Raw genomic sequence first — 20,303 nt, 5'->3', positions numbered from 1 at the left:
ATGCTGTGAAAACAAGCAAATCGAATGTTCCTGAAGAAGTCTATGTGGGCTTCGTGCGCTCGTTGTTCAACGAGGCCGAAGTGCTGCTCATAGGCGGAGTCTGCCACTGCCTCCTCGCATATCTGGTCTACACGACTTCGGGAGAACCCATATACCTTGGATTTGCGATCATCCTGTTTTTCGCGGGCGTCTTTCGCTACTACAACATCCAGCAGGGGAAAAAGGCCAACATATCGACTTATGAGCAGGCCCGCCGGTGGGAGCTAAACTACCTTTGCACCGGATTTTTCCAGGCCCTCATGATGGGCCTCTTCTGCTTCGTCACGCTCTACTACAAGCCTGATACTTTTGGAGAAATCGGTTCGGTCGCCGTGGTGATGGGCTCTACCATCACAATTGTCGGCAGGAACTACGGCTCCAGGACCATGGTGATGCTTCAGTCGCTTGCCGTGGTGCTCCCGATGGCCTTAGGCATGATTCTGAAGGGGGGGTATGCCTTCGTTATCCTGGGGTTGTATCTCGTTCCATTCATCTTCGTGCTCAAGAAGATGTCGGACAATGTGCAGACCGTCCTCTTCGATGCAATAATCCAAGGTACCTGGTCGCGCCGTCTGGCGCACCGTTTCGATCGTGCATTGAATACGATGTCGCACGGTTTGGTGATGTTCGGCACCGAGGGGACGGTTGTCGTGGCCAACGCCCGCGCGGCGGAGATGATGGGCTTCCGATCGGCCAATCAGGTGCTCGGGCGCAGTCTCAAGGCGCTTTTGATGCGCGGCGTCGCCGGCGGCTTTCTTGAGATGAAGGATTTTCAGTACGCGGAATCGCAGTTGACCGATGCGCTGCGCGAGGGGCGCGACCGAAAGGTGCTGCTGAAACTTACAGACGGGCGCTATCTGGAGTTTTCGGCCCGCGGGGGCCAGGATGAGCTTGCGGTGCTCATATTCGAGGAAGTTACACAACGCGTGGAGGCGGAAGAGAGAATCCGCTACATGGCGCGCTATGACAGCCTCACCACCTTGCCCAATCGGGCGTATTTCCACGAGATAGTCACGGAACTTATGGCAGTGGGCGACCGCGGGCGGCTTTGCGGTTTGGCTGTATTCGATCTCGATGACTTTAAAAGCATCAACGACACCCTTGGCCATCCTGTCGGTGATGGCCTCATCTACGCCGTGGCCGAGAAGTTGTCGACGGCGGCCTCCAACGATGTGAAAGTCAGCCGCTTCGGTGGCGACGAGTTCATGGTCTTCTTCAACCGAATTGAAGATGAGAACGATTTTTCGCTCCGCCTTACAGACATCTTCGAAAGCCTGCAGGGGGAAGTGGATGTGGCCGGACATCTGCTGCGCATCCAGGCCAGCGGCGGAGCGGCCCTGGCGCATGTCAGCGAGACGGACGTCGACGCGATGATCGTGAAAGCGGATCTAGCGCTCTACAAGGCAAAGGAGCAGGGCAAGAACGGTTGGCGTCTGTTCGAGACCGAGATGGATGCGGCTTTCCGCAGCCGGCAGGTCATGAAAGGCGATCTTCGAAGCGCCGTGGAGTCAAAAAGCCTCCGTGTCGTCTTCCAGCCGATTGTGGACATGCAGTCCATGCAGATCATCGGTGCCGAAGCCTTGTGCCGATGGGATCATCCCGAGCTTGGGCCCATTTCACCCGCGACTTTCATTCCCCTCGCCGAGGAGATTGGTATCGTCTCGGAGATCAGCGCGTTGGTCCTGGATATTGCCTGTCATGAATGCGCGCACTGGCCGGAACATCTGCGTGTCTCGGTCAACCTCTCGGCTAAGGACTTCCACGGCGGCTCCGTCGTCGACAAAGTGCGCAGCGCGCTTGCGAAGGCGCAGCTTGCACCCGATCGGCTGGAGGTCGAGGTCACCGAGACGGCTCTGCTCGACGACAAAATCTCGACGCGCAAATATCTTGAGGAACTCCGAGGGCTCGGAGTGACTATTGCCCTTGACGACTTCGGCACGGGCTATTCAAGCCTCAGCTATCTTCACACTCTGCCCCTCGACAAGGTTAAGATCGACGGAAGTTTCCTTGCCGATCTCACAGGGAACGAACGATCGCTACGCCTGCTGACAAGCGTCGTTGATCTGTCGCGAAATCTGGGGCTTGCCGTGACCGTCGAAGGGGTGGAAGCGTTTGCGCAGTTAAAGATATTGGCGGCGACCGTCCGGCCAGATCTGGTGCAAGGCTTTCTGTTCGGCTCCGCCTTGACTTCGTCCGGCATCAAAACGATGTCCGCCAGCGGCTGGTCGTTTTCCGCTCTGGCGTCCTCCGAAAGGCAGCAGGAGGTACGGTCGCGGAGAGCCGCGAAGTCGGACGCGCATGTGAAGCCCGTCGGCTCTTGACCGGTGCCTTCTGGTGGAGATTTCACGCCGAAGAGCCGTGCTTGCGAATCGTTAAGGTTAACAATTGATTAAAAAACGGGTGCCAATTTTCTCCTTCTTCTATCGATCGTTCTGGGATAGCTTTTTTGCCTGAGTAGGGGCGAATATGTTGTCGGGTAAAACGGTATCGAGTTATCAGCCGAGGCGCGAAGGGACGCGGCCATCGGTATTTGCCCGGAACGCGATGGCAGTACTCGACGAGGTCGAGTACCGCCGTAACGAGGGCGGCGAGGACTTGGAGGCAATATACAGGCTGCGCTACAAGTCTTTTCGCCGTCATGGCCTTTTGCTGTCCGAATCCGCGGACGAGCGCATGGTGGATGAACTCGATGAGGCGCCGAATTGCTACAAGTTCGGCGTGTTCATGAACAATCATCTCGTCAGCACGATACGACTTCATCACCTGACGAAGGAGATGCCCTACGCGCCGTCCATGACGGTTTTTTCAGACATTTTGCAGCCGCGGCTGGAGCGGGGCGAGTCCTTCATAGATCCCAGCCGGCTGTCGATTGACCCGGACTTGACGACGTCCTTTCGCGTCCTGCCCTACATTACACTGCGATTGGCCTTCATCGGTGTCATTCACTTTAATACTTCCGGCTGTATTTCGATGATCCGCGAGGAGCATACCGCCTTCTACGCCAGAAGCTTCGATTCCATTTCGCTTTGCGAGCCTCGCCTCTATCCGCCCTTTACAATGCCGATATTTCTTTATGAAACACGCACTGATGTCAGCATGCAGCTTTCGCTGGAGCGGTTTCCCTTTTTCGCATCTACGGCGAGCGAACGTCGCATGCTGTTCGATCAGCCGAAGCGTGGGGAGCTTGCGCCTCTGACAATCTTGCCGACGGCAAAGTATTTGAAGGCCGCCGCCTGACATCAGCGCCCACATCAGGCTCCCGCCTTGCCATGACAGCAGCCGGCGTTCATAAGCGGTCGGGTGTGCGTGCGCCCGGAACCTTTCTGAGCCATGAGTGCCAAAGACGCGATCGTCCGTTCCGCCCTGTGGGCCCGCGAATTGACCGGCGAGGAGCTGGAGCGGGCGAAGCACGGGCTCGTTGAGCGGCACTATCCCAAGGGCGGCTATGTGTGCCACCGGGGCGACCGGCTCGACTATTGGACCGGCGTTCTCGACGGGCTCGTCAAGATCTCCGCCATCTCGGCTGCCGGCAAGGCGATGACCTTCGCCGGGGCGGCGGCGGGAAGCTGGTTCGGCGAAGGTTCGGTGCTGAAGGACGAGCCGCGCAAATACGACGTCGTCGCGATCCGCGATACCAGGCTCGCCATGATGCAGCGCGCCACGTTCATGTGGCTCTACGAGAACAGCACCGGCTTCAACCGGTTCCTCGTGCGCCAGCTCAACGAGCGCATGGGCCAGTTCATCGCCACCATCGAATACGACCGCATCCTCAACCCCAAGGCGCGCGTGGCGCGCAATCTCGCCTGGTTCTTCAACCCGGTTCTCTACCCGGCGGTCGAAAACGAGATCGAGATCAGTCAGGAGGAGCTGGGGCTTCTTGCCGGCGTCTCGCGCCAGGTGGTGAACAAAGCACTGCGCGAACTGGAGGAGGAGGGCCTGCTGCGCGCCGCCCACGGCCGCATCACCGTCCTGAAGCCGGATGCGCTCGGCCAATACGACGCTTGATCGGTGAGGGCTGTATCGGTGACCGCTGTCCGAATTGGCGGCGGATATCAAAGCGCCGACACGCGCAAAGCGCACACAACAGCTTCAGAATAAAGGCAAATGGCCGCCTTGTCTGTCAAGCGTCTTGTTGATCCGCCTTGCTTTTCGTGGAACCCTCCCCACCATAACAATCCGTCGCGGGGAGGCGGCGGGAGAAGTGGCACGTGATGCCGCGATGGGAGGAGAATGGTTTGGCGCAGGCGCATCCTTCGCCCGACACGTTTGCCAAATTCCTGCTGCTGAACGCCGAGCGCTTTCGCGGCCGCCCGGCCATGCGGCACAAGGACTACGGCATCTGGCAGAGCTGGACCTGGGAAGAACAGCTCGAGGAGGTGCGTACCTTTGCCCTCGGGCTGCAGACGGCCGGGCTCAAGCGCGGCGACAAGATCGCCGTCGTCGGCGCCAATCGTCCCCGGCTCTACTGGACCTTCGCCGCGGCCCAGTCGCTCGGCGCGGTGCCGGTGCCGGTCTACGCGGATTCGGTGGCCGAGGAGATGGCCTATGTGCTCGACCATGCGGAGGTGAAATACGCCGTCGTCGAGGACCAGGAGCAGGTGGACAAACTGCTGTCCATCGCCGAGAAGGCGCCGCACCTGAAGGAAATCGTCTATGACGAGCCGCGGGGCCTGGGCGACTACGACCACACGCATCTGCATGCCTATTCAAGCCTTTGCGAGGCCGGGCTGAAACGCCTTTCGCAGGAGCCCGGCGCGGCGGCACTCTGGCTTTCCGAGGTGGAGAAGGGGAGAGGGGCTGACCTTGCCGTCATGCTCTACACCTCCGGCACCACCGGCCGGCCCAAGGGGGTGATGCTGTCGAACGACAATCTCGTGCGCTCGGCGCTCAACGGCAACGCCTTCGACAACCTCACCGAGAACGAGAGCATCATCGCCTACCTGCCGCTCGCCTGGGTGGGCGACCATCTCTTCTCCTACGCCCAGTCCTATACGGCCGGCTTCTCGGTCGCCTGCCCGGAAAGCGCGGAGACGGTGAACGAGGATCGCCGCGAGATCGCGCCGACCTATTTCTTCGCTCCGCCGCGCGTCTTCGAAACCCTGTTGACGGCGATCATGGTGCGCATGGAGGATGCCGGACGGGCGAAGAAGTGGATGTTCGACCACTTCCTGGCGCATGCGCGTGAGGTTGGCGAGCCGCTCCTGAACGGCGAGACCGTCGGCCTTTGGGACCGCACCAAATACGCGCTGGGCGAGTTCCTCGTCTACGGGCCACTCAAGAATCGGCTGGGGCTTTCGCGGATGCGTGTCGGCTACACGGCGGGCGAGGCGATCGGCCCGGAACTCTTCAGCTTCTACCGCTCGATCGGCCTCAACCTGAAGCAGCTCTATGGCCAGACGGAAGCCACGGTCTACATCACCGCCCAACCGGACGGTAGGATCCGGCCGGATACGGTGGGGCTCCCCTCGCCGGAGGTGGAGATCAGGGTCGACGAGAACGGCGAGGTGCTCTACCGCTCGCCCGGCGTCTTCATGGGCTACTACAAGAACGAGGAGGCGACGCGCGATACCAAGACGGCGGACGGCTGGGTGCATACGGGTGACGCAGGCTTCTTCGACCGCGACGGGCAGTTGAAAATCATCGACCGCGCCAAGGATGTCGGCAAATTCGCCTCCGGCGCCCTGTTCGCGCCGAAATACATCGAGAATGCGCTGAAGTTCTTCCCCGACATCAAGGAGGCGGTCGCCTTCGGCCACGGGCGCGACTTCTGCGCCGCCTTCATCAACATCGACCTCGCCGCCGTCGGAAGCTGGGCCGAGCGCAACAATATCGCCTACGCCTCCTATCAGGAGCTTGCCGGCCACGACCGCGTCTACCGGATCATCGCCGCTCACGTGGCGGAGGCCAACCGGCGCCTTGCCGCAGAGCCGCTGATGGCCGCCTCCCAGATTCGCCGCTTCCTCGTCCTCCACAAGGAACTCGACGCCGACGACGGCGAATTGACGCGCACGCAGAAGGTACGCCGCAGCTATATCGCCGAGCGCTACGGCGAATTGATCGAGGCGCTCTACGACGGCTCGACGGAGAAATATGTGGAGACGGAGGTCACCTACGAGGACGGCCGCAAGGGCGTGCTGCGCGCCACGGTGCGCATCGCCGACGCCGAGGTGTTCCCGGCGGCGGCGGAAACCGTGCGGGAGGCGGCGGAATGAACCAGGGGCCGACCCTTTATCGCGTCGTCCCGCTTCCCGTGGTCTCAGGCCGCGTTGCGGACGGAAATCACGATCTCCTTGCCGAGCGCGGTCAGCGCCGTCTCAAGCAAGGGAAGCTTGGTCGGGTGGTCCGGGTCAAGAATGCGATACGGCTCGGTCTCCGGTTTGCCCAGGCGACGGGCGAACTCAACCTTCGAGATGCCTGCCGCATTGAATGCCTCAATGACGGCAAGCTTGAGCGCCGTCCTTGCGTCAACCGGTATCGCATGAAGGCCTTTTCCGCTTGCCGCCGGGGCAGGCAAAGGCAGACCTTTGGCCAGGTAGCCGCGCAGTGCCATGCCGAGAGCGTCTACTGCGCTGGCACGCGCGTCGGCGAGGTTGTCGCCTTGAGTGATCGCTTCCGGCACATCCGGAAAGGTCACGATGTAGCCATCGTCCGGGTCCGCCTGAAACTCGGCGGCGTAGATATAGTCCATGCTCGTCTCCTTCCGCTTTCCCGCCGACATGGAGCGACGTTATTCGATTCCCAACTGTTTCCTGATGAGCGTTACGTAACCCGGCCTCAGTTCTCCCGCCTTTACCGTGGTCTAGCGATCGCCGAAATAGACCCGACAGTGGGATCCCTTGCCGTGACCAGAGATCACCTCAAAGCGCTTGCCAGATCTTCTGGCCAGCCTTCGAAGCTCCCGGATCAGCGCCTCCCGCTTCATCCGCCCGTCCCCCATTCGAGGATGAATATCTCGCATTTTTGCGAGGCAAGCAAGTGTAATCTATACCGGCAAGAAAGGCGTTCTCAGCATGGGGAGGCCCTGCAATGAACGAGCGGCCCGACCACGTGATGCTGACGGCGCCCGACGACGGTATCGCCAGGGGCGACGTGCTCCTGGAGGCCAAGAACATCTCGCTCGCCTTCGGCGGCGTGAAGGCGCTCACGGACATCTCACTGAACATCCTGAAGGGTGAGATCCGGGCCATCATCGGGCCCAATGGCGCCGGCAAAACGTCGATGCTCAACGTCGTCAACGGCTTCTATACGCCGCAGCACGGCTCGATCGTCTTCCGCGGGCGCGAGCGGCGCGCCATGAAGCCGCATCATGCGGTGGGGCAGGGGATCGCCCGCACCTTCCAGAACGTGGCGCTGTTCAAGGGCATGTCGACGCTCGACAACATCATGGCCGGCCGCTCGGTGATGATGAAGCGGCATATCGGCTGGCAGATGCTGTGGCACGGCCCTGCGCTCAGGGAAGAGATCGTCCACCGCGAGACGGTCGAGGAGATCATCGACTTCCTGGAGATCCAGCACATCCGCCACACGCCGGTGGGCAAATTGCCCTACGGCCTGCAAAAGCGTGTGGAGCTCGGCCGGGCGCTCGCCATGGAGCCGAGCCTGCTTCTTCTCGACGAGCCGATGGCCGGCATGAACCTCGAGGAAAAGGAAGACATGAGCCGGTTCATCATCGACGTGAACCAGCAGCGCGGTACCACCATCGCCCTTATCGAGCACGACATGGGCGTGGTGATGGACCTGTCGGACCGGGTGGCGGTTCTGGATTACGGAAAGAAAATTGCTGACGGTACGCCGGATGCGGTGAAGAATGACCAGGGGGTCATCGACGCCTATCTGGGCGTGCCCCATTGAGGAAGGAAGAATGATGTACGATCTCGCCCTTACGCCGCTGGTCTCGCTGATAGCCGGCATCCTCATCCTGATCATGCCGCGGCTTTTGAACTACATCGTCGCCTTCTACCTCATCATCATCGGCCTCATCGGGCTGTTTCCGGGGCTGATGGGGTGAGCGGCCGGATGTCGGGACAGGGAGCCGGGCCATGGATTTTCTGAACGCCATCTTCGTCCAGCCCTTCGCCGACATGGCGGCTGCGCCGGATTTCCTGCTCCAGGTCGTGTGGGAGGGCCTCGTCGGCGGTGTGCTCTACGCGCTCATCGCGCTTGGGTTCGTGCTCATCTACAAGTCCTCGCGCATCTTCAACTTCGCGCAAGGCATCATGGTCGTCTTTGCGGCTCTCACGCTGGTAGGCCTCACCGAGAAGGGCGTGCCGGCGCTTCTCGCCCTGCCGCTCACGCTCCTCGTCATGCTCGTGCTGGCGGTCACCATCGAGCGCGCCGTTCTGCGCCCGTTGGTCAACCAGCCCGACATCATCCTGTTCATGGCCACCATCGGCATCACGCTGTTCCTCATCGGCTTCGGCGAAATCATCTTCGGCGGCGAAAACAAGGTGATGATCACGCGCGAGCTGATGATCCCCACCGACAGTATCACACTGGATCTCTTCGGCGGCTTCGTCTCCATCGAGCAGAAGGACCTCACCTCCGTCATCGGTGCGGTGCTCCTGGTCGCCGCCCTCCTTCTCTTCCTCAACAGGACGAAGACCGGCCGCGCCATCCGGGCGCTCGGCGACGACCATCAGGCAGCGCTTTCGGTCGGCATCTCGCTGTCCACCATCTGGGTGGTGGTCTGGTTCATCGCCGGCGTCATCGCGCTTGCCACCGGCATTGCCTGGGGGGCGCGGGCCGGCGTCTCCTTCGCGCTCGAGGTCATCGCCTACAAGGCGCTGCCCGTGCTCATGCTGGGAGGTCTGGAAAGCGTCATGGGCGCCATCATCGGCGGCCTCGCCATCGGCATTCTGGAAAAGCTGTTCGAGGTCTACTGGGGCCAGCCGCTCATGGGCGGCAACACGGAAGCCTGGTTCGCCTACGTGGTGGCGCTGATCGTGCTCCTGTTCCGGCCGCAGGGGCTGTTCGGCGAGCGCATTATCGAGAGGGTGTGAGGGGATGTCGAGTGTTGCCGCAACGAGCCCCTGTGGCACCGCGCTCGACGGGAGAGGTTAGCCCATGCTCTATCGCACCGCCGGCCAGTTCAAGACCAGCTACGCGGCAGACCACGCGCTCTTCCCCGTGCGCCAGGATGCCATCCTTTTGGGCGTCGTCCTTATCCTCGCCTTCGTCGTCTTCCCGCTGACGGCGAGCGAGTTTGCCTTCCGGGCGCTGCTCATCCCGGTGCTTATCTACGCGCTCGCGGCTCTCGGCCTCAACATCCTCACAGGCTATGCGGGCCAGCTCTCGCTCGGCACCGGCGCCTTCATGGGCGTCGGCGCGTATGCCTGCTATAAGCTCATCACCCTCTTCCCGGAGATGAACATCGTTGTCGCCATCGCGCTGTCGGGCTTCTTCTCCGCCGGCGTCGGCGCCCTCTTCGGCCTGCCCTCGCTGAGGATCAAGGGCTTCTACCTCGCCATCGCCACGCTGGCCGCCCAGTTCTTTCTCGTCTGGCTGTTCCAGAAATGGGACTGGCTCTACAACTACAGCGCCTCCGGCGCCATCCACGTGCCCAATATCAGCATGTTCGGCATCACCGTTGCCGGCCCGCGCGCGGCTGCCATCACCCAGTACTACTTCGTGCTCGCCATTGTCTGCGTCGTCACCTTCTTCGCCATCAACATCACGCGCGGGCGCATCGGGCGCATGTGGAAGGCGGTGCGGGACATGGATATCGCAGCCGAGCTCGTCGGCATCAACCTGATGCGCGCGAAGCTCACGGCCTTTTTCGTGTCGTCCTACATCGTCGGCGTTTCCGGCGCGCTCTTCGTCTTCCTGTGGCGCGGCGCGGCGGAGGCCAACCTGTTCGACATCCCGTTGTCGTTCCGCGTGCTGTTCATCGCCATTATCGGCGGGCTGGGCTCGATCCTCGGCAACTATCTGGGCGCCATCCTCATCGTCGCGCTGCCGGTCATCATCAGCGCCGTCCCGGCCATGCTCGGCTTGCCGCTGGCGTCGGCGACGGTGGAGCATCTTAATGTGATGATCATCGGCGTGCTCATCATCACTTTCCTGATCGTCGAGCCGCACGGGCTGGCGCGGTTCTGGGCGGTCATCAGGGAGAAGCTGATACTATGGCCGTTCCCACACTGAGGAGGCCATAATACCAAAGGGCCGGTTCGCCCTTTCCACAGCGGAAGAACGAACAAGTGGAGGAGACGAAATGAAGAAAATGATGAAGACTGCAGCCTTGTCGGCGGCGCTCGCCGCGGGCGTCGCCCTTGCCCTGCCTGCAAGCGCGCAGGAGGATTCGATCTATATCCCCAACCTGTCGTACCGTACCGGGCCCTTCGCGGCCACGGGCACGCCGCTGATGAACGGCCAGCGCGACTACATCACCTTGCTCAACGAACGCGACGGCGGGCTCAACGGCGTCGAGCTCACCTATGACGAGTGCGAGACCGGCTACAACACCGAGAAGGGGGTGGAGTGCTACGAGAGGACCAAGGAGAATGCCGTCGTCACACAACCCTGGTCCACCGGCATCACCCTGCAGGTGCTGCCGAAGTCCAATGTCGACGAAATCCCCATCCTCGCCCCCGGCTACGGCTTTTCGCCCATGGCCGACGGCAAGGTGTTCCAGTGGGCCTTCAACCCGCCGTCCTCCTACTGGGACGGTGCGTCCATGATCCTCAAGCACATATCCGAAGGCGATCTGGACAATCTCAACGGCAAGAAGATCGCGCTCCTGCATCTCGACCATCCATACGGCAAGGAGCCGATCCCGCTACTTCAAGCATTGGCCGAGCAGCACGGCTTCACGCTCCTGCCCATCCCGGTCGGCCTCACCGAGATGCAGAATCAGTCGGCGCAGTGGCTGCAGATCCGCCGCGAGCGGCCGGATTTCGTGCTCATGTGGGGCTGGGGCGCGATGAATGCCGGCGCTGTCACGGAAGCGGCCAAGACCCGCTATCCGATGGATCAGTTCATCGGCATCTGGTGGTCCGGCCACGATGGCGACCTGAAGCTGATCGGCGAAGAGGGCAAGGGCTACCGCTCCATCTCTTGGAGTGTGCCTGTGCCCGACTCCCAGCTCGTCCAGGACATCAGGCAGTATGTGGTGGAGCCCGGCAAGTCGCTGATCGAGAACGAGAGCGAGCTTGACTCGGTGTTCTACCAGCGCGGCCTGATGATCTCCGCCATGCTGGTCGAGGCCATCCGTGCCGCGCAGGAGGAGTTCGACACGCAGGCGCCGGACGCCGAGCAAGTACGCTGGGGCCTGGAGAACCTCAATATGGACGAGGCCCGCCTCGAAGAACTGGGCGCCACCGGCATGCTGGTGCCCTTCAAGACCTCTTGCGCCGACCACACCGGTCATGGCGGTGCCTGGATGCTGGAGTGGGACGGTGAGAAGTTCGTCAAGGTCTCCGACCTCATCACGCCGGACCGCGAAGCCATCGAGCCGCTGGAAAAGCAGGAGGCCGAAGCCTATGCCGCGGCCAACGCGCCGTGGCCGGTCAACGAAGAGTGCGAGATGTAGGAATGCGGTACATAACCGCCCGTCATCCCGGAAGCCGAAGCGAAGCGGAGGCTGTCCGGGGCCCATTCCGGAACATGGAAGACTCACGGAATGGGTCCCGGCTCGCGGGAGCTAAAGCTCCCTTGGCCGGGATGATTGCGCGTGTGAGGTAGCGAGCGATGATGACCACCTCCGCAGCTGTACCAGCGCAAGAACCCGACAACCTCATCCTCGAGGTCAACAACATCGAGGTCATCTACGACCGCGTCATCCTGGTGCTCAAGGGTGTCTCGCTGTCAGTGCCGAAGGGCGGCATCACCGCCCTTCTCGGCGCCAACGGCGCCGGCAAGACGACCACGCTCAAGGCCATCTCCAATCTGCTTCACGCCGAGCGCGGCGAGGTGACGAAGGGCAACATCGTCTTCGACGGCGCACAGGTGCACAACCTGTCGCCCAACGACCTGGTGCGGCGCGGCTGTATCCAGGTGATGGAGGGGCGGCACTGCTTCGGCCATCTCTCGGTGGAGGACAATCTCCTGACCGGCGCCTTCACTCGCCGCGACGGCCAGACGGCGATCCGCGAGGACCTGGAGCTCGTCTACACCTACTTCCCGCGGCTGAAGGAGCGGCGCGGCAGCCAGGCCGGCTACACCTCGGGCGGCGAGCAGCAGATGACAGCCATCGGCCGGGCGCTGATGAGCCGGCCGAAGATGATCCTGCTCGACGAGCCATCGATGGGGCTTGCCCCGCAGCTCGTCGAAGAGATCTTCGAGATCGTCAAGCAGCTCAACGAGGAGAGGAACGTGTCCTTCCTGCTTGCCGAGCAGAACACAAACGTGGCGCTGCGCTATGCCAAATACGGCTATATCCTCGAATCGGGCCGCATCGTGCTCGACGGCGAGGCGCGGGCGCTGCGCGAGAACGAGGACGTGAAGGAGTTCTATCTCGGCATCGGCGGCGAAGGCCGGCGCTCCTTCCGCAATGTCAAGCACTACAAGCGCAGGAAGCGCTGGCTCTCGTAAGTCTATTCTCGCTCGCCGAAATATTTCGCCCGCAGCGTTTCCAGCGCGCCGCTCTCGTGCTCGCCGATGATCTCCACCGTGAGCGGCCGCGTCAGCTCGCTCGTGTGCTGCAGGCCGAAGCCGTATTTGTCCGGGGCGAAGATGCGGCCGACCACGGTGACCGGCAGATCCGGGTGTTGGAGGGCGTAATATTCCAGCACCGGCGCATCGGCGATCACCGCCTCGATCCTGCCGTCGATGAGCGCCGCCACGGCCCCTTCGATCTCCCGGTAGGAGCGCACGGCGATCCCGTTCTCCTCGGCGTATTCCTCGGCCACGCTGCCGGTGAAGACGCCGACGGTCTTGCCCGGCAGGTCGTCAATACTGTTGATCCGGTTGGTGAGCGACAGCGTCGTCATGACGCTGGTGACCGAGGATGTGAGATAGGCGAGCACGGCAATCCCGCAAACCAGCCACAGGGCCTGCCACACGCGCCCGATCCAGCCGAACAGGTTCTTGCGCGCCGCCGGCTTGCCGGAGGTGGCGACGGACATCACCGAATAGAAGCTCTCGGCCAGCCCGTCGCGCCAGCGGCGCGGGAAGTCCTTGTCGAACAGCCGGTCGAACAGGGTCAGCAGCACCGTGGCAACGACGATGACGAAGGCAAGCCAGGCATAGGCCCTGAGGTGGCCCGATTCCCGCAGGCCGGCGACGACGTCCCAGAAGCCGGCCCCCTGGTCCTCGTTGACCATCAGCCGCAGCCCCGCGTCGTACCAGGGATGGGTGAAGTCGATGCGCTGGGCGCGCCTTTCGGTGATCGTCAGGTTGGTCAGGGCGACGTCGAGATCACCGTCGGCCGTCGCCTGGACGAGATCCCTGATCGTGGGGGTCTCCTCGTAGTCGAACTGGAGATCGAGCCCCGAGGCAACACGCTCCCACAGCTCGACCGCCATGCCTGTGAAACGGTCGCCCTCCTTCATAACAAATGGCGGGCTGACATAGAGACCGACCTTCAGCGGCTGGCGAGACAGCGGTGCGTCTTCCTCCTGAGCGCGCAGGCCGCCGGTCGCCAACAGGCTGACCACGAAGGCCAGTGCGAACACCGCAAGAGTGCTCCTTTGCCATGAAACAAGTGCCGCAGGGTTCACTGTTTCGCCCCTCGTCTTCCAAAACAGGCCAATCAAACCCCGTTCTGCCTGATCAATAAAGACGTGCTGTGGATTCTTTTGTGGGAAGTGAGGAGTGCGATTGAAACCCTGCGCCTACCCGGCCTTCGCCTGCGTGCAGCTCGTAACGATAGCGGAAGCAGATATCTCGTGCTCGCCCGCGACAGAGAATCGAGCTGCCTCCAGATTGCGGCGCAGTTTCTTTTGAAGCTCGATGACGCTGCTGCCGGCGGGCGGTTGGTAGAACAGATACAGCGTTCCTCGCGGCGCCAGTAGGCGTCTCACCACCTCCAGTTCCCGTGCCGGCTTCATCCAGAAGACGTTGACGTTGACGGCGAAGATCTTGCCGAAGCGCTCCTCAAGCCGCAATCCCACCAGCGGCGCCGTCAGGATGCGCGCCCGGCCGGTCTCGACATGGGCGCGGTTCCTCTCAACTGCGCGTTCGGTCATCTTGGTCGAGCGGTCGATAGCGGTGATGTTCGCCGCGGGGCAGGCCTTGCAGATCATCTCCACGGAGACGCCGTTGCCGCAGCCGATTTCCAGGAGCCGGTCGCCGGGCGACAACCCCATCGTCTCGATCACCGGGCGAAACCGATCGCGCCCGGCGGCTTGCCAGCCGGTTGTCGGCTTCGCCATTCAGGCGCCCTCGAAGGTGGGGTTGGGGTAAAGCTCACCGAGCGGCAGGATTTCGACCATCACTTCATCCGCGCTTCCAAACCGTTACATCCAACGTACCAATTTCGCGAGCCAGGACATAGGGTGGCATGCGTCCATGCGGCCCATTGCCCTTGGGCGGCGTTTTCGCTATTCCCCTTGCCAGTCTTCATCCCGAGGGGGTATGCGATGGCAGAGAAACAGCCGGATGGACCGGCAGAAAAGGGTGCGGAAATGGACTACGCGGAACACGAACGCACCTACAGCCTCTTCCTGACGATTGCCAAATACACCTGCCTGGTGGTCGCCGCCACGCTGATTGCGATGGCCTTCGGCTTCTTCACCGCGGCAGGCTTCATCTCCAGCCTCATCCTCTTCATTCTCATCTGCGCGCTCGGCGTCTGGATGCTGCGCTGACGCGCGGCGCGCGGGTCCACCCGCGCTGGGGGATGTCCAACGACAAGGATACGACGGTGGGACAGACGATTTTCGTGCCCAGGGAGGTCGCCGGCAACGAGCCGCGCGTGGCGGTCTCGCCCGACACGGTGAAGCGGCTTGTCGGCCTCGGCTTCGGTGTGACGGTCGAAAAGGACGCCGGCAGCCTCTCGCGCATTCCGGACGAGGATTTCAGACAAGCCGGGGCGGCGATCGGCCAGGCGGCGGACGCCGCCAAGGCCGACGTGGTGCTGAAGCTGCGCCGCCCGACGGCCGCCGAGCTGAAAACCTACAGACAAGGCGCCGTCGTTATCGCCACCATGGATCCCTACGGCAACGAGGCCGAGGTGGCGGCGATGGCGAAAGCCGGCATCACGGCATTTGCCATGGAGTTCATGCCGCGCATAACGCGTGCCCAGTCGATGGACGTCTTGTCGAGCCAGGCGAACCTAGCCGGCTACCGCGCCGTCATCGATGCAGCGGCCGAATACGACCGGGCATTGCCGATGATGATGACGGCCGCGGGCACCGTGCCGGCGGCCAAGGTGTTCGTCATGGGCGCCGGTGTTGCCGGCCTGCAGGCCATTGCCACGGCGCGCCGTCTCGGCGCCGTGGTGACGGCGACCGACGTGCGCGCGGCGGCGGGCGAGCAGGTCGCCTCCCTCGGCGCCAAGTTCATCATGACCGACGCACTGAAGGACGCCTCGGGCGAAGGCGGCTATGCGCGCGAGCTGACGGACGACGAGAAAAAAGCTCAAGCAGAGCTCGTCGCCGACCACATCGCCAAGCAGGACATCGTCATCACCACCGCCCTCATTCCCGGCCGGCCGGCGCCGCGCCTGGTGTCGGCTCAGATGGTGAAGTCCATGCGGCCGGGCTCCGTCGTTGTCGATCTCGCGGTGGAGCGCGGCGGCAACGTCGAGGGCGCGAAGGCCGGCGAGGTCGTCACCACGGCAAACGGTGTCAAGATCCTCGGCCATCTCAACGTGCCGGGCCGTGTCGCCGCTTCCGCCTCGCTGCTCTACGCGCGCAACCTCTTCGCCTTCCTGGAGACGATGGTCGACAAGGAGAAACAAGCGCTCGCCATCGATTTCGAGGACGAGCTGGTGAAGGCCACCATGCTCACCCGTGACGGCGCGGTGGTGCACCCGAACTTTGCCGGCTCTGCCAAGGGTGCCGAGCCGGCACCCAAAGCTGCACCCAAGAAGGCGCCGGCGCGGCGCAAGGCAGCGGCCAAGCCCGCTTCGCCGGAGCTTAAGCAAGGCGAGCCCGCTTCCGGGACGGCCGCTGGCACGGGGGGCGCCAAGCGCACGTCGTCAGCTTCAGCCAGGAAGCCCGCCACGCGCAAATCCGGGGGAGAAGCCTGATGGAAAACACTGTCGAACAGGCGCTCGAGCAGCTCGAGCGCGCCACCGCGGGCGTGCGCGCCGCCTTGGAGAACATGGAAGCGGCCGATGCCGCCGGCGCGCTCGCGCATGGCGCGACGGGCGGGGCCATCGACCCCTTCGTCTTCCGCTTCGCAATTTTCGTGCTGGCAATCTTCGTCGGCTATTATGTCGTGTGGTCCGTGACCCCGGCGCTGCACACACCGCTGATGTCGGTCACCAATGCCATCTCCTCGGTCATCGTCGTCGGCGCGCTTCTGGCAGTCGGCATCTCTGCTTCCGGGCTTGCCACCGGCTTCGGCTTCGTTGCGCTGATGCTTTCAGCAGTCAACATCTTCGGCGGCTTCCTCGTCACCCAGCGGATGCTGGCGATGTACAAGAAGAAGGACAAGTGACGTGAGCGCCAATCTTGCATCCTTCCTCTATCTCGTCTCCGGCATCCTCTTCATCCTGGCGCTGAGGGGGCTCTCGCACCCGACAACCAGCCGCCAGGGCAATTTCTACGGCATGGTTGGCATGGGGATCGCCATCCTGACGACGCTGGCCTTCGCCACGCCGTCGCTAGGCGGCTTTCTGCTCATCGTCCTGGGGCTGGCCATCGGCGGCTCGGTCGGCGCGGTGATCGCCCGGCGAATCCAGATGACGAAGATGCCGCAGCTCGTCGCTGCCTTCCACTCGCTCGTCGGGCTTGCCGCCGTCATGGTTGCGGCCGCCGCGCTCTATTCGCCGGAAAGCTTCGACATCGGCACGCTCGGTGCCATCCATGGGCAGGCGCTGGTCGAGATGTCGCTGGGCGTCGCCATCGGTGCCGTCACCTTCACCGGCTCCATCATCGCTTTCCTGAAGCTCGACGGCCGCATGTCGGGCAAGCCGATCCTTCTGCCCATGCGGCATGCGGTCAATGCCGGCATCGGCATCGCGCTGGTCATTCTTATCGCCATGCTGGTGATGGGGCAGAGCCACACGGTCTTCTGGCTCATCGTTCTTCTGTCGCTGACGCTCGGCGTGCTCATCATCATCCCCATCGGCGGCGCCGATATGCCGGTGGTGGTCTCGATGCTCAACTCCTACTCGGGGTGGGCAGCGGCCGGCATCGGCTTTACGCTCGGCAATTTGGCGCTCATCATCACCGGCGCGCTGGTCGGCTCCTCCGGCGCGATCCTCTCCTACATCATGTGCAAGGGCATGAACCGCTCCTTCATCTCCGTCATCCTCGGCGGCTTTGGCGGCGAGACAGCGGTGGCGGCGGATGACGGTATCGAGCGTACGGTCAAGCAGGGGTCGGCGGACGATGCGGCCTACCTGATGCAGAATGCGCAGAAGGTCATCATCGTGCCCGGCTACGGCATGGCTGTCGCCCAGGCGCAGCACGCGCTGCGCGAGATGGCCGACAAGCTGAAGGCCGCCGGCGTCGAGGTGAAATACGCCATCCACCCGGTGGCCGGTCGCATGCCGGGCCACATGAACGTGCTGCTCGCCGAAGCACAGGTGCCGTACGACGAGGTTTTCGAGCTGGAGGACATCAACTCCGAGTTCGCCCAGGCCGACGTCGCCTATGTCATCGGCGCCAACGACGTGACGAACCCGGCGGCCCGCGACGACAAGACCTCGCCCATCTACGGCATGCCGATCCTGGAAGTTGACAAGGCCCGCACCTGCCTCTTCGTCAAGCGCTCGCTCGGCTCCGGCTACGCCGGCATCGACAACACGCTGTTCTACAAGGACGGCACGATGATGCTCCTGGGCGACGCCAAGAAGATGACGGAAGACATCGTCAAGGCGCTGGAGAGCTGAGTGCGGCTCAAACAGGATTGAAAGCCCGGCCGTTGCGGCCGGGCTTTTTTGTTGACATCGCCGCTTCCTGATATACATATGAAAAATGTATATCAATGGAGGTCGGACATGCGTGTTTCCAAATGGGGCAACAGTCTTGCCATCCGCCTTCCTTCCTCGGTGGTCCAGCTTTTGGAGTTGAAGGAAGGTGACGAGATAGATCTCCATGCGGAGGGCCTGCGCTCTCTGGCAATAGCCAAGAAGCCCGACCGCAAGGCGCTCCTGCAGCGCCTTCAGCAGTTTCGCGGACGTCTGCCTGCCGACTTTCGCTTCGACCGGGACGAATTGAATGCTCGGTAGAGCAGACAAGAGCCCGTCTGCTTTCATCGATACCAACGTAATCCTCTATCTCGCCTCCGATGACCGCCAAAAGGCGCAGCGGGCGGAAGATATCGTCGGCCGTGGCGGTGTCATTAGCATTCAAGTGCTGAACGAGATCGCCAATGCGGGGCGGCGTAAGATGCGTTTGAGCTGGGATGAGGTGCAACTGTTCATCGAGAGCGTACGGGGCCTTTTGCAGGTCGAGGATTTAACGCTGCGCATTCACCAGAATGGGTTGGAGCTGGCACAACGCTACGGATTATCTGTCTATGACGGGCTTATCGTAGCGTCGGCGCTCGACAGCGGTTGTTCCGTTCTGTGGTCGGAAGACATGCAGGATGGTCTGCATGTCGAAGGTCTGCTGCGTGTCACCAACCCCTTCCGGGGGCTGTGAGGCACATCCCACCGCCGGCGGCGGGGAAGCCGCCGGTCCCCTATCAATGTCTACAACGCCGTCGAGCGCAACTGGAACTCGCTGACGCCGACCGCCAGGTTCAGACCAGTCTGCGCCTGCAGGCTCAGTGGCTGCAGGATCAGGTTCTTGTAGGTTCCGCTCCACAGCGCGTTGGCGCCGCCGCCGATGCCTGCGGTAACCTCGGCGCTTGCGCCCACATAGTCGTCTTCAAGCGCGCCGGGCGCGTATGGGTCGGTCGTGGTGGGCGCCATCACCAGCCAGCGCATCACGCGCTCGCCCGTGACCCCAGCCTCGAGGCCGAACCTGTTGACGACGCCGACATAGCTCTCCGGCGGGCGGGTATCGTCCGCCGGCTGGAAGGTGCAGGAAAGCTCCTTGGAGGTCACAATCGCGATATCCATGCCGCCTTCGATGATGCAGTCGAGGATGCCGACCTCGGTGCGTTGGGCGGCGGCAGGCAAGGCGCTCGCCGACACGGCGAAGACCGCGGCGAGCGCCGCAAGTGCGCGTTTCTTCATTGCTCGAATTCCCGTTCCGTTTCTGGGGCCAAAACAGAACGGAAGCGGGAATGGTTCCCAGTGGTGCGATCCTGACAGATGGTACCCATCTGTCAGGATCACTAGGCGCGTCAGGCGGATCCGCGCGTGCGCGCCACACCCTCACGGGCCGGTACATATTCAGGGTCGAGCTGCAGGGCGCGCGCATAGGAACGTGCCGCCCGATCGTTCTCGCCTCGCCGCTCGAAAATCAGCGCCTGGTTGGCCCAGCTTTCGGCAACGCTCTCGTCCAGCCGGATGGCGGTGTTGAAGTCGGAGAAGGCGTTCTCCTCGTCGCCGAGGGCAAGATAGGAAAGGCCGCGTCCGTTGTAGCCGTAGGGCTCGCCGGGGGCGAGCGAGATGGCCATGGCGAAGTCCTCCAGCGCGAACTGGTGCTGGCCGCTCGCCTGGTAGAGCAGGCCGCGCCGGTGATAGGCGCGCGGGTCGGTGGTGTCGAGCTGGATGGCCTGCTCGAAGTCGCGGAAGGCCTCGCTCGTACGGCCTGCCTGGCGGTAGATCTCGCCGCGGCCGATATAGGCGGTATCGTAGCGCGGGTTGAGCTCGATCGCCTTGTTGTAGTCGGCCAGCGCCTTCCCCTGGTCGCCCATGTACCGGTGGATCAGCGCCCGGTTGGCGTAGGCCTGGTGCGAGTTCGGGGCAAGCGCGATCGCCTGGTCGAAGTCCTTCAGCGCCTCGCGGTAGCGCCCGGCCCGGCCATAAGCGGCGCCGCGCACGTTGTAGGCGTCGGGATCGTTCGGCGTGCGCTCGATGACGGCCGTCAGCGAGCCGATATTCTCGGCCGAACCCTGCGCGGTGTCGATCTGGGCAAGACTGTCCACCGCGTCGCCAGCCGACTGGCAGGCGGCGAGCGGCAGGAGTGCCGCCAGTGCCAGTGCCGCCAGTCCCCTGTGGCGCGTCATTCTGCTCAAGATCATCACATCAGCCATCGATTCCGCTGTCCGTTCCTGCTCGGGCGCGGCCGCATCGCCGCAATAAAAAAGGCGGCGGCGAT

21 protein-coding genes are annotated in these 20,303 nt (G+C 62.9%); 16 read left to right on the top strand and 5 right to left on the bottom strand.

The window, feature by feature from the left end:
- Nucleotides 1–5: 5 nt before the first annotated feature.
- From GM910_RS14835 to GM910_RS14820, 4 genes are all read left to right on the top strand, one after another.
- A complete protein-coding gene (locus tag GM910_RS14835; RefSeq protein WP_159588515.1) occupies nucleotides 6–2,360 on the top strand; it encodes a putative bifunctional diguanylate cyclase/phosphodiesterase in 2,355 nt (784 codons plus the stop codon).
- Between the two features lie 223 nt (nucleotides 2,361–2,583).
- The gene (locus tag GM910_RS14830; RefSeq protein ID WP_246226150.1) at nucleotides 2,584–3,276 is read left to right on the top strand and encodes an N-acyl amino acid synthase FeeM domain-containing protein; all 693 of its coding nucleotides are present in this window, start codon (nucleotides 2,584–2,586) and stop codon (nucleotides 3,274–3,276) included.
- A gap of 93 nt (nucleotides 3,277–3,369) precedes the next feature.
- Entirely contained in the window at nucleotides 3,370–4,044 is a 675-nt protein-coding gene (locus tag GM910_RS14825; protein ID WP_159588513.1) for a Crp/Fnr family transcriptional regulator, read from the top strand.
- A gap of 206 nt (nucleotides 4,045–4,250) precedes the next feature.
- The gene (locus GM910_RS14820) at nucleotides 4,251–6,251 is read left to right on the top strand and encodes an AMP-dependent synthetase/ligase (RefSeq protein ID WP_246226156.1); all 2,001 of its coding nucleotides are present in this window, start codon (nucleotides 4,251–4,253) and stop codon (nucleotides 6,249–6,251) included.
- A gap of 44 nt (nucleotides 6,252–6,295) precedes the next feature.
- On the opposite strand, the gene GM910_RS14815 is transcribed toward GM910_RS14820, so the two are convergent.
- Nucleotides 6,296–6,727 carry a type II toxin-antitoxin system HicB family antitoxin gene (locus tag GM910_RS14815; protein ID WP_159588511.1) on the bottom strand — a complete coding sequence of 144 codons (432 nt, stop codon included), beginning with the start codon at nucleotides 6,725–6,727 and terminating at the stop codon, nucleotides 6,296–6,298.
- A 338-nt stretch (nucleotides 6,728–7,065) separates the two neighbouring features.
- On the opposite strand from GM910_RS14815, the gene GM910_RS14810 reads away from it, so the two are divergent.
- The 6 genes from GM910_RS14810 to GM910_RS14785 all read left to right on the top strand — a co-directional run bounded on the left by GM910_RS14810 (nucleotide 7,066) and on the right by GM910_RS14785 (nucleotide 12,567).
- A complete protein-coding gene (locus tag GM910_RS14810; RefSeq protein ID WP_159588509.1) occupies nucleotides 7,066–7,890 on the top strand; it encodes an ABC transporter ATP-binding protein in 825 nt (274 codons plus the stop codon).
- Between the two features lie 10 nt (nucleotides 7,891–7,900).
- Nucleotides 7,901–8,047 (top strand): DUF3096 domain-containing protein, encoded by a 147-nt coding sequence (locus tag GM910_RS14805; protein WP_159588507.1) that lies wholly within the window; start codon nucleotides 7,901–7,903, stop codon nucleotides 8,045–8,047.
- 31 nt (nucleotides 8,048–8,078) lie between these two features.
- Nucleotides 8,079–9,038 carry a branched-chain amino acid ABC transporter permease gene (locus tag GM910_RS14800; protein ID WP_159588505.1) on the top strand — a complete coding sequence of 320 codons (960 nt, stop codon included), beginning with the start codon at nucleotides 8,079–8,081 and terminating at the stop codon, nucleotides 9,036–9,038.
- Nucleotides 9,039–9,102: 64 nt separating this feature from the next.
- Nucleotides 9,103–10,179: a branched-chain amino acid ABC transporter permease gene (locus GM910_RS14795; RefSeq protein WP_159588503.1), complete on the top strand. Its 1,077-nt coding sequence runs from the start codon at nucleotides 9,103–9,105 to the stop codon at nucleotides 10,177–10,179.
- A 70-nt stretch (nucleotides 10,180–10,249) separates the two neighbouring features.
- Nucleotides 10,250–11,566, top strand: coding sequence for an ABC transporter substrate-binding protein (locus GM910_RS14790; RefSeq protein ID WP_159588501.1), 1,317 nt, complete (start codon nucleotides 10,250–10,252; stop codon nucleotides 11,564–11,566).
- Nucleotides 11,567–11,724: 158 nt separating this feature from the next.
- Complete coding sequence (locus GM910_RS14785) at nucleotides 11,725–12,567, top strand: ABC transporter ATP-binding protein (RefSeq protein WP_159588499.1); 843 nt, start codon at nucleotides 11,725–11,727, stop codon at nucleotides 12,565–12,567.
- A gap of 2 nt (nucleotides 12,568–12,569) precedes the next feature.
- Here GM910_RS14785 and GM910_RS14780 read toward each other — a convergent pair whose 3' ends face one another.
- Nucleotides 12,570–13,649 carry a transporter substrate-binding domain-containing protein gene (locus GM910_RS14780; RefSeq protein WP_159588497.1) on the bottom strand — a complete coding sequence of 360 codons (1,080 nt, stop codon included), beginning with the start codon at nucleotides 13,647–13,649 and terminating at the stop codon, nucleotides 12,570–12,572.
- A 159-nt stretch (nucleotides 13,650–13,808) separates the two neighbouring features.
- On the bottom strand, nucleotides 13,809–14,348 hold the full coding sequence (locus GM910_RS14775; RefSeq protein WP_159588495.1) for an SAM-dependent methyltransferase: 540 nt from the start codon (nucleotides 14,346–14,348) through the stop codon (nucleotides 13,809–13,811).
- A 207-nt stretch (nucleotides 14,349–14,555) separates the two neighbouring features.
- Between GM910_RS14775 and GM910_RS14770 the strand changes: the two genes are divergently transcribed.
- From GM910_RS14770 to GM910_RS14745, 6 genes are all read left to right on the top strand, one after another.
- On the top strand, nucleotides 14,556–14,783 hold the full coding sequence (locus GM910_RS14770; RefSeq protein WP_159588493.1) for an aa3-type cytochrome c oxidase subunit IV: 228 nt from the start codon (nucleotides 14,556–14,558) through the stop codon (nucleotides 14,781–14,783).
- Between the two features lie 56 nt (nucleotides 14,784–14,839).
- Nucleotides 14,840–16,168 carry a Re/Si-specific NAD(P)(+) transhydrogenase subunit alpha gene (locus tag GM910_RS14765; RefSeq protein ID WP_159588491.1) on the top strand — a complete coding sequence of 443 codons (1,329 nt, stop codon included), beginning with the start codon at nucleotides 14,840–14,842 and terminating at the stop codon, nucleotides 16,166–16,168.
- Nucleotides 16,168–16,581 carry an NAD(P) transhydrogenase subunit alpha part 2 gene (locus GM910_RS14760; RefSeq protein ID WP_159588489.1) on the top strand — a complete coding sequence of 138 codons (414 nt, stop codon included), beginning with the start codon at nucleotides 16,168–16,170 and terminating at the stop codon, nucleotides 16,579–16,581. The genes GM910_RS14765 and GM910_RS14760 overlap by 1 nt, the downstream gene beginning before the upstream one ends.
- 1 nt (nucleotide 16,582) lies before the next feature.
- The gene (locus GM910_RS14755; RefSeq protein ID WP_159588487.1) at nucleotides 16,583–17,980 is read left to right on the top strand and encodes an NAD(P)(+) transhydrogenase (Re/Si-specific) subunit beta; all 1,398 of its coding nucleotides are present in this window, start codon (nucleotides 16,583–16,585) and stop codon (nucleotides 17,978–17,980) included.
- Between the two features lie 108 nt (nucleotides 17,981–18,088).
- Nucleotides 18,089–18,319, top strand: a complete 231-nt coding sequence (locus GM910_RS14750; protein WP_159588485.1) for an AbrB/MazE/SpoVT family DNA-binding domain-containing protein — start codon at nucleotides 18,089–18,091, stop codon at nucleotides 18,317–18,319.
- Nucleotides 18,309–18,734 (top strand): PIN domain-containing protein, encoded by a 426-nt coding sequence (locus GM910_RS14745; protein WP_159588483.1) that lies wholly within the window; start codon nucleotides 18,309–18,311, stop codon nucleotides 18,732–18,734. Before GM910_RS14750 ends, GM910_RS14745 begins: the two co-directional genes overlap by 11 nt.
- Before the next feature lie 50 nt (nucleotides 18,735–18,784).
- On the opposite strand, the gene GM910_RS14740 is transcribed toward GM910_RS14745, so the two are convergent.
- Together GM910_RS14740 and GM910_RS14735 are read right to left on the bottom strand one after the other, a co-directional pair.
- Nucleotides 18,785–19,273 carry a DUF992 domain-containing protein gene (locus GM910_RS14740; RefSeq protein WP_159588481.1) on the bottom strand — a complete coding sequence of 163 codons (489 nt, stop codon included), beginning with the start codon at nucleotides 19,271–19,273 and terminating at the stop codon, nucleotides 18,785–18,787.
- Between the two features lie 110 nt (nucleotides 19,274–19,383).
- A complete protein-coding gene (locus tag GM910_RS14735) occupies nucleotides 19,384–20,211 on the bottom strand; it encodes a tetratricopeptide repeat protein (protein ID WP_159588576.1) in 828 nt (275 codons plus the stop codon).
- Nucleotides 20,212–20,303 lie beyond the last annotated feature (92 nt).

Origin of the sequence: Chelativorans xinjiangensis, assembly GCF_009812055.1 — a bacterium.
Taxonomy (GTDB): Bacteria; Pseudomonadota; Alphaproteobacteria; order Rhizobiales; family Rhizobiaceae; genus Chelativorans; species Chelativorans xinjiangense.
The sequence above is the reverse complement of the archived record's forward strand: the minus strand, read 5'-3'. Positions and strand labels throughout refer to the sequence as shown.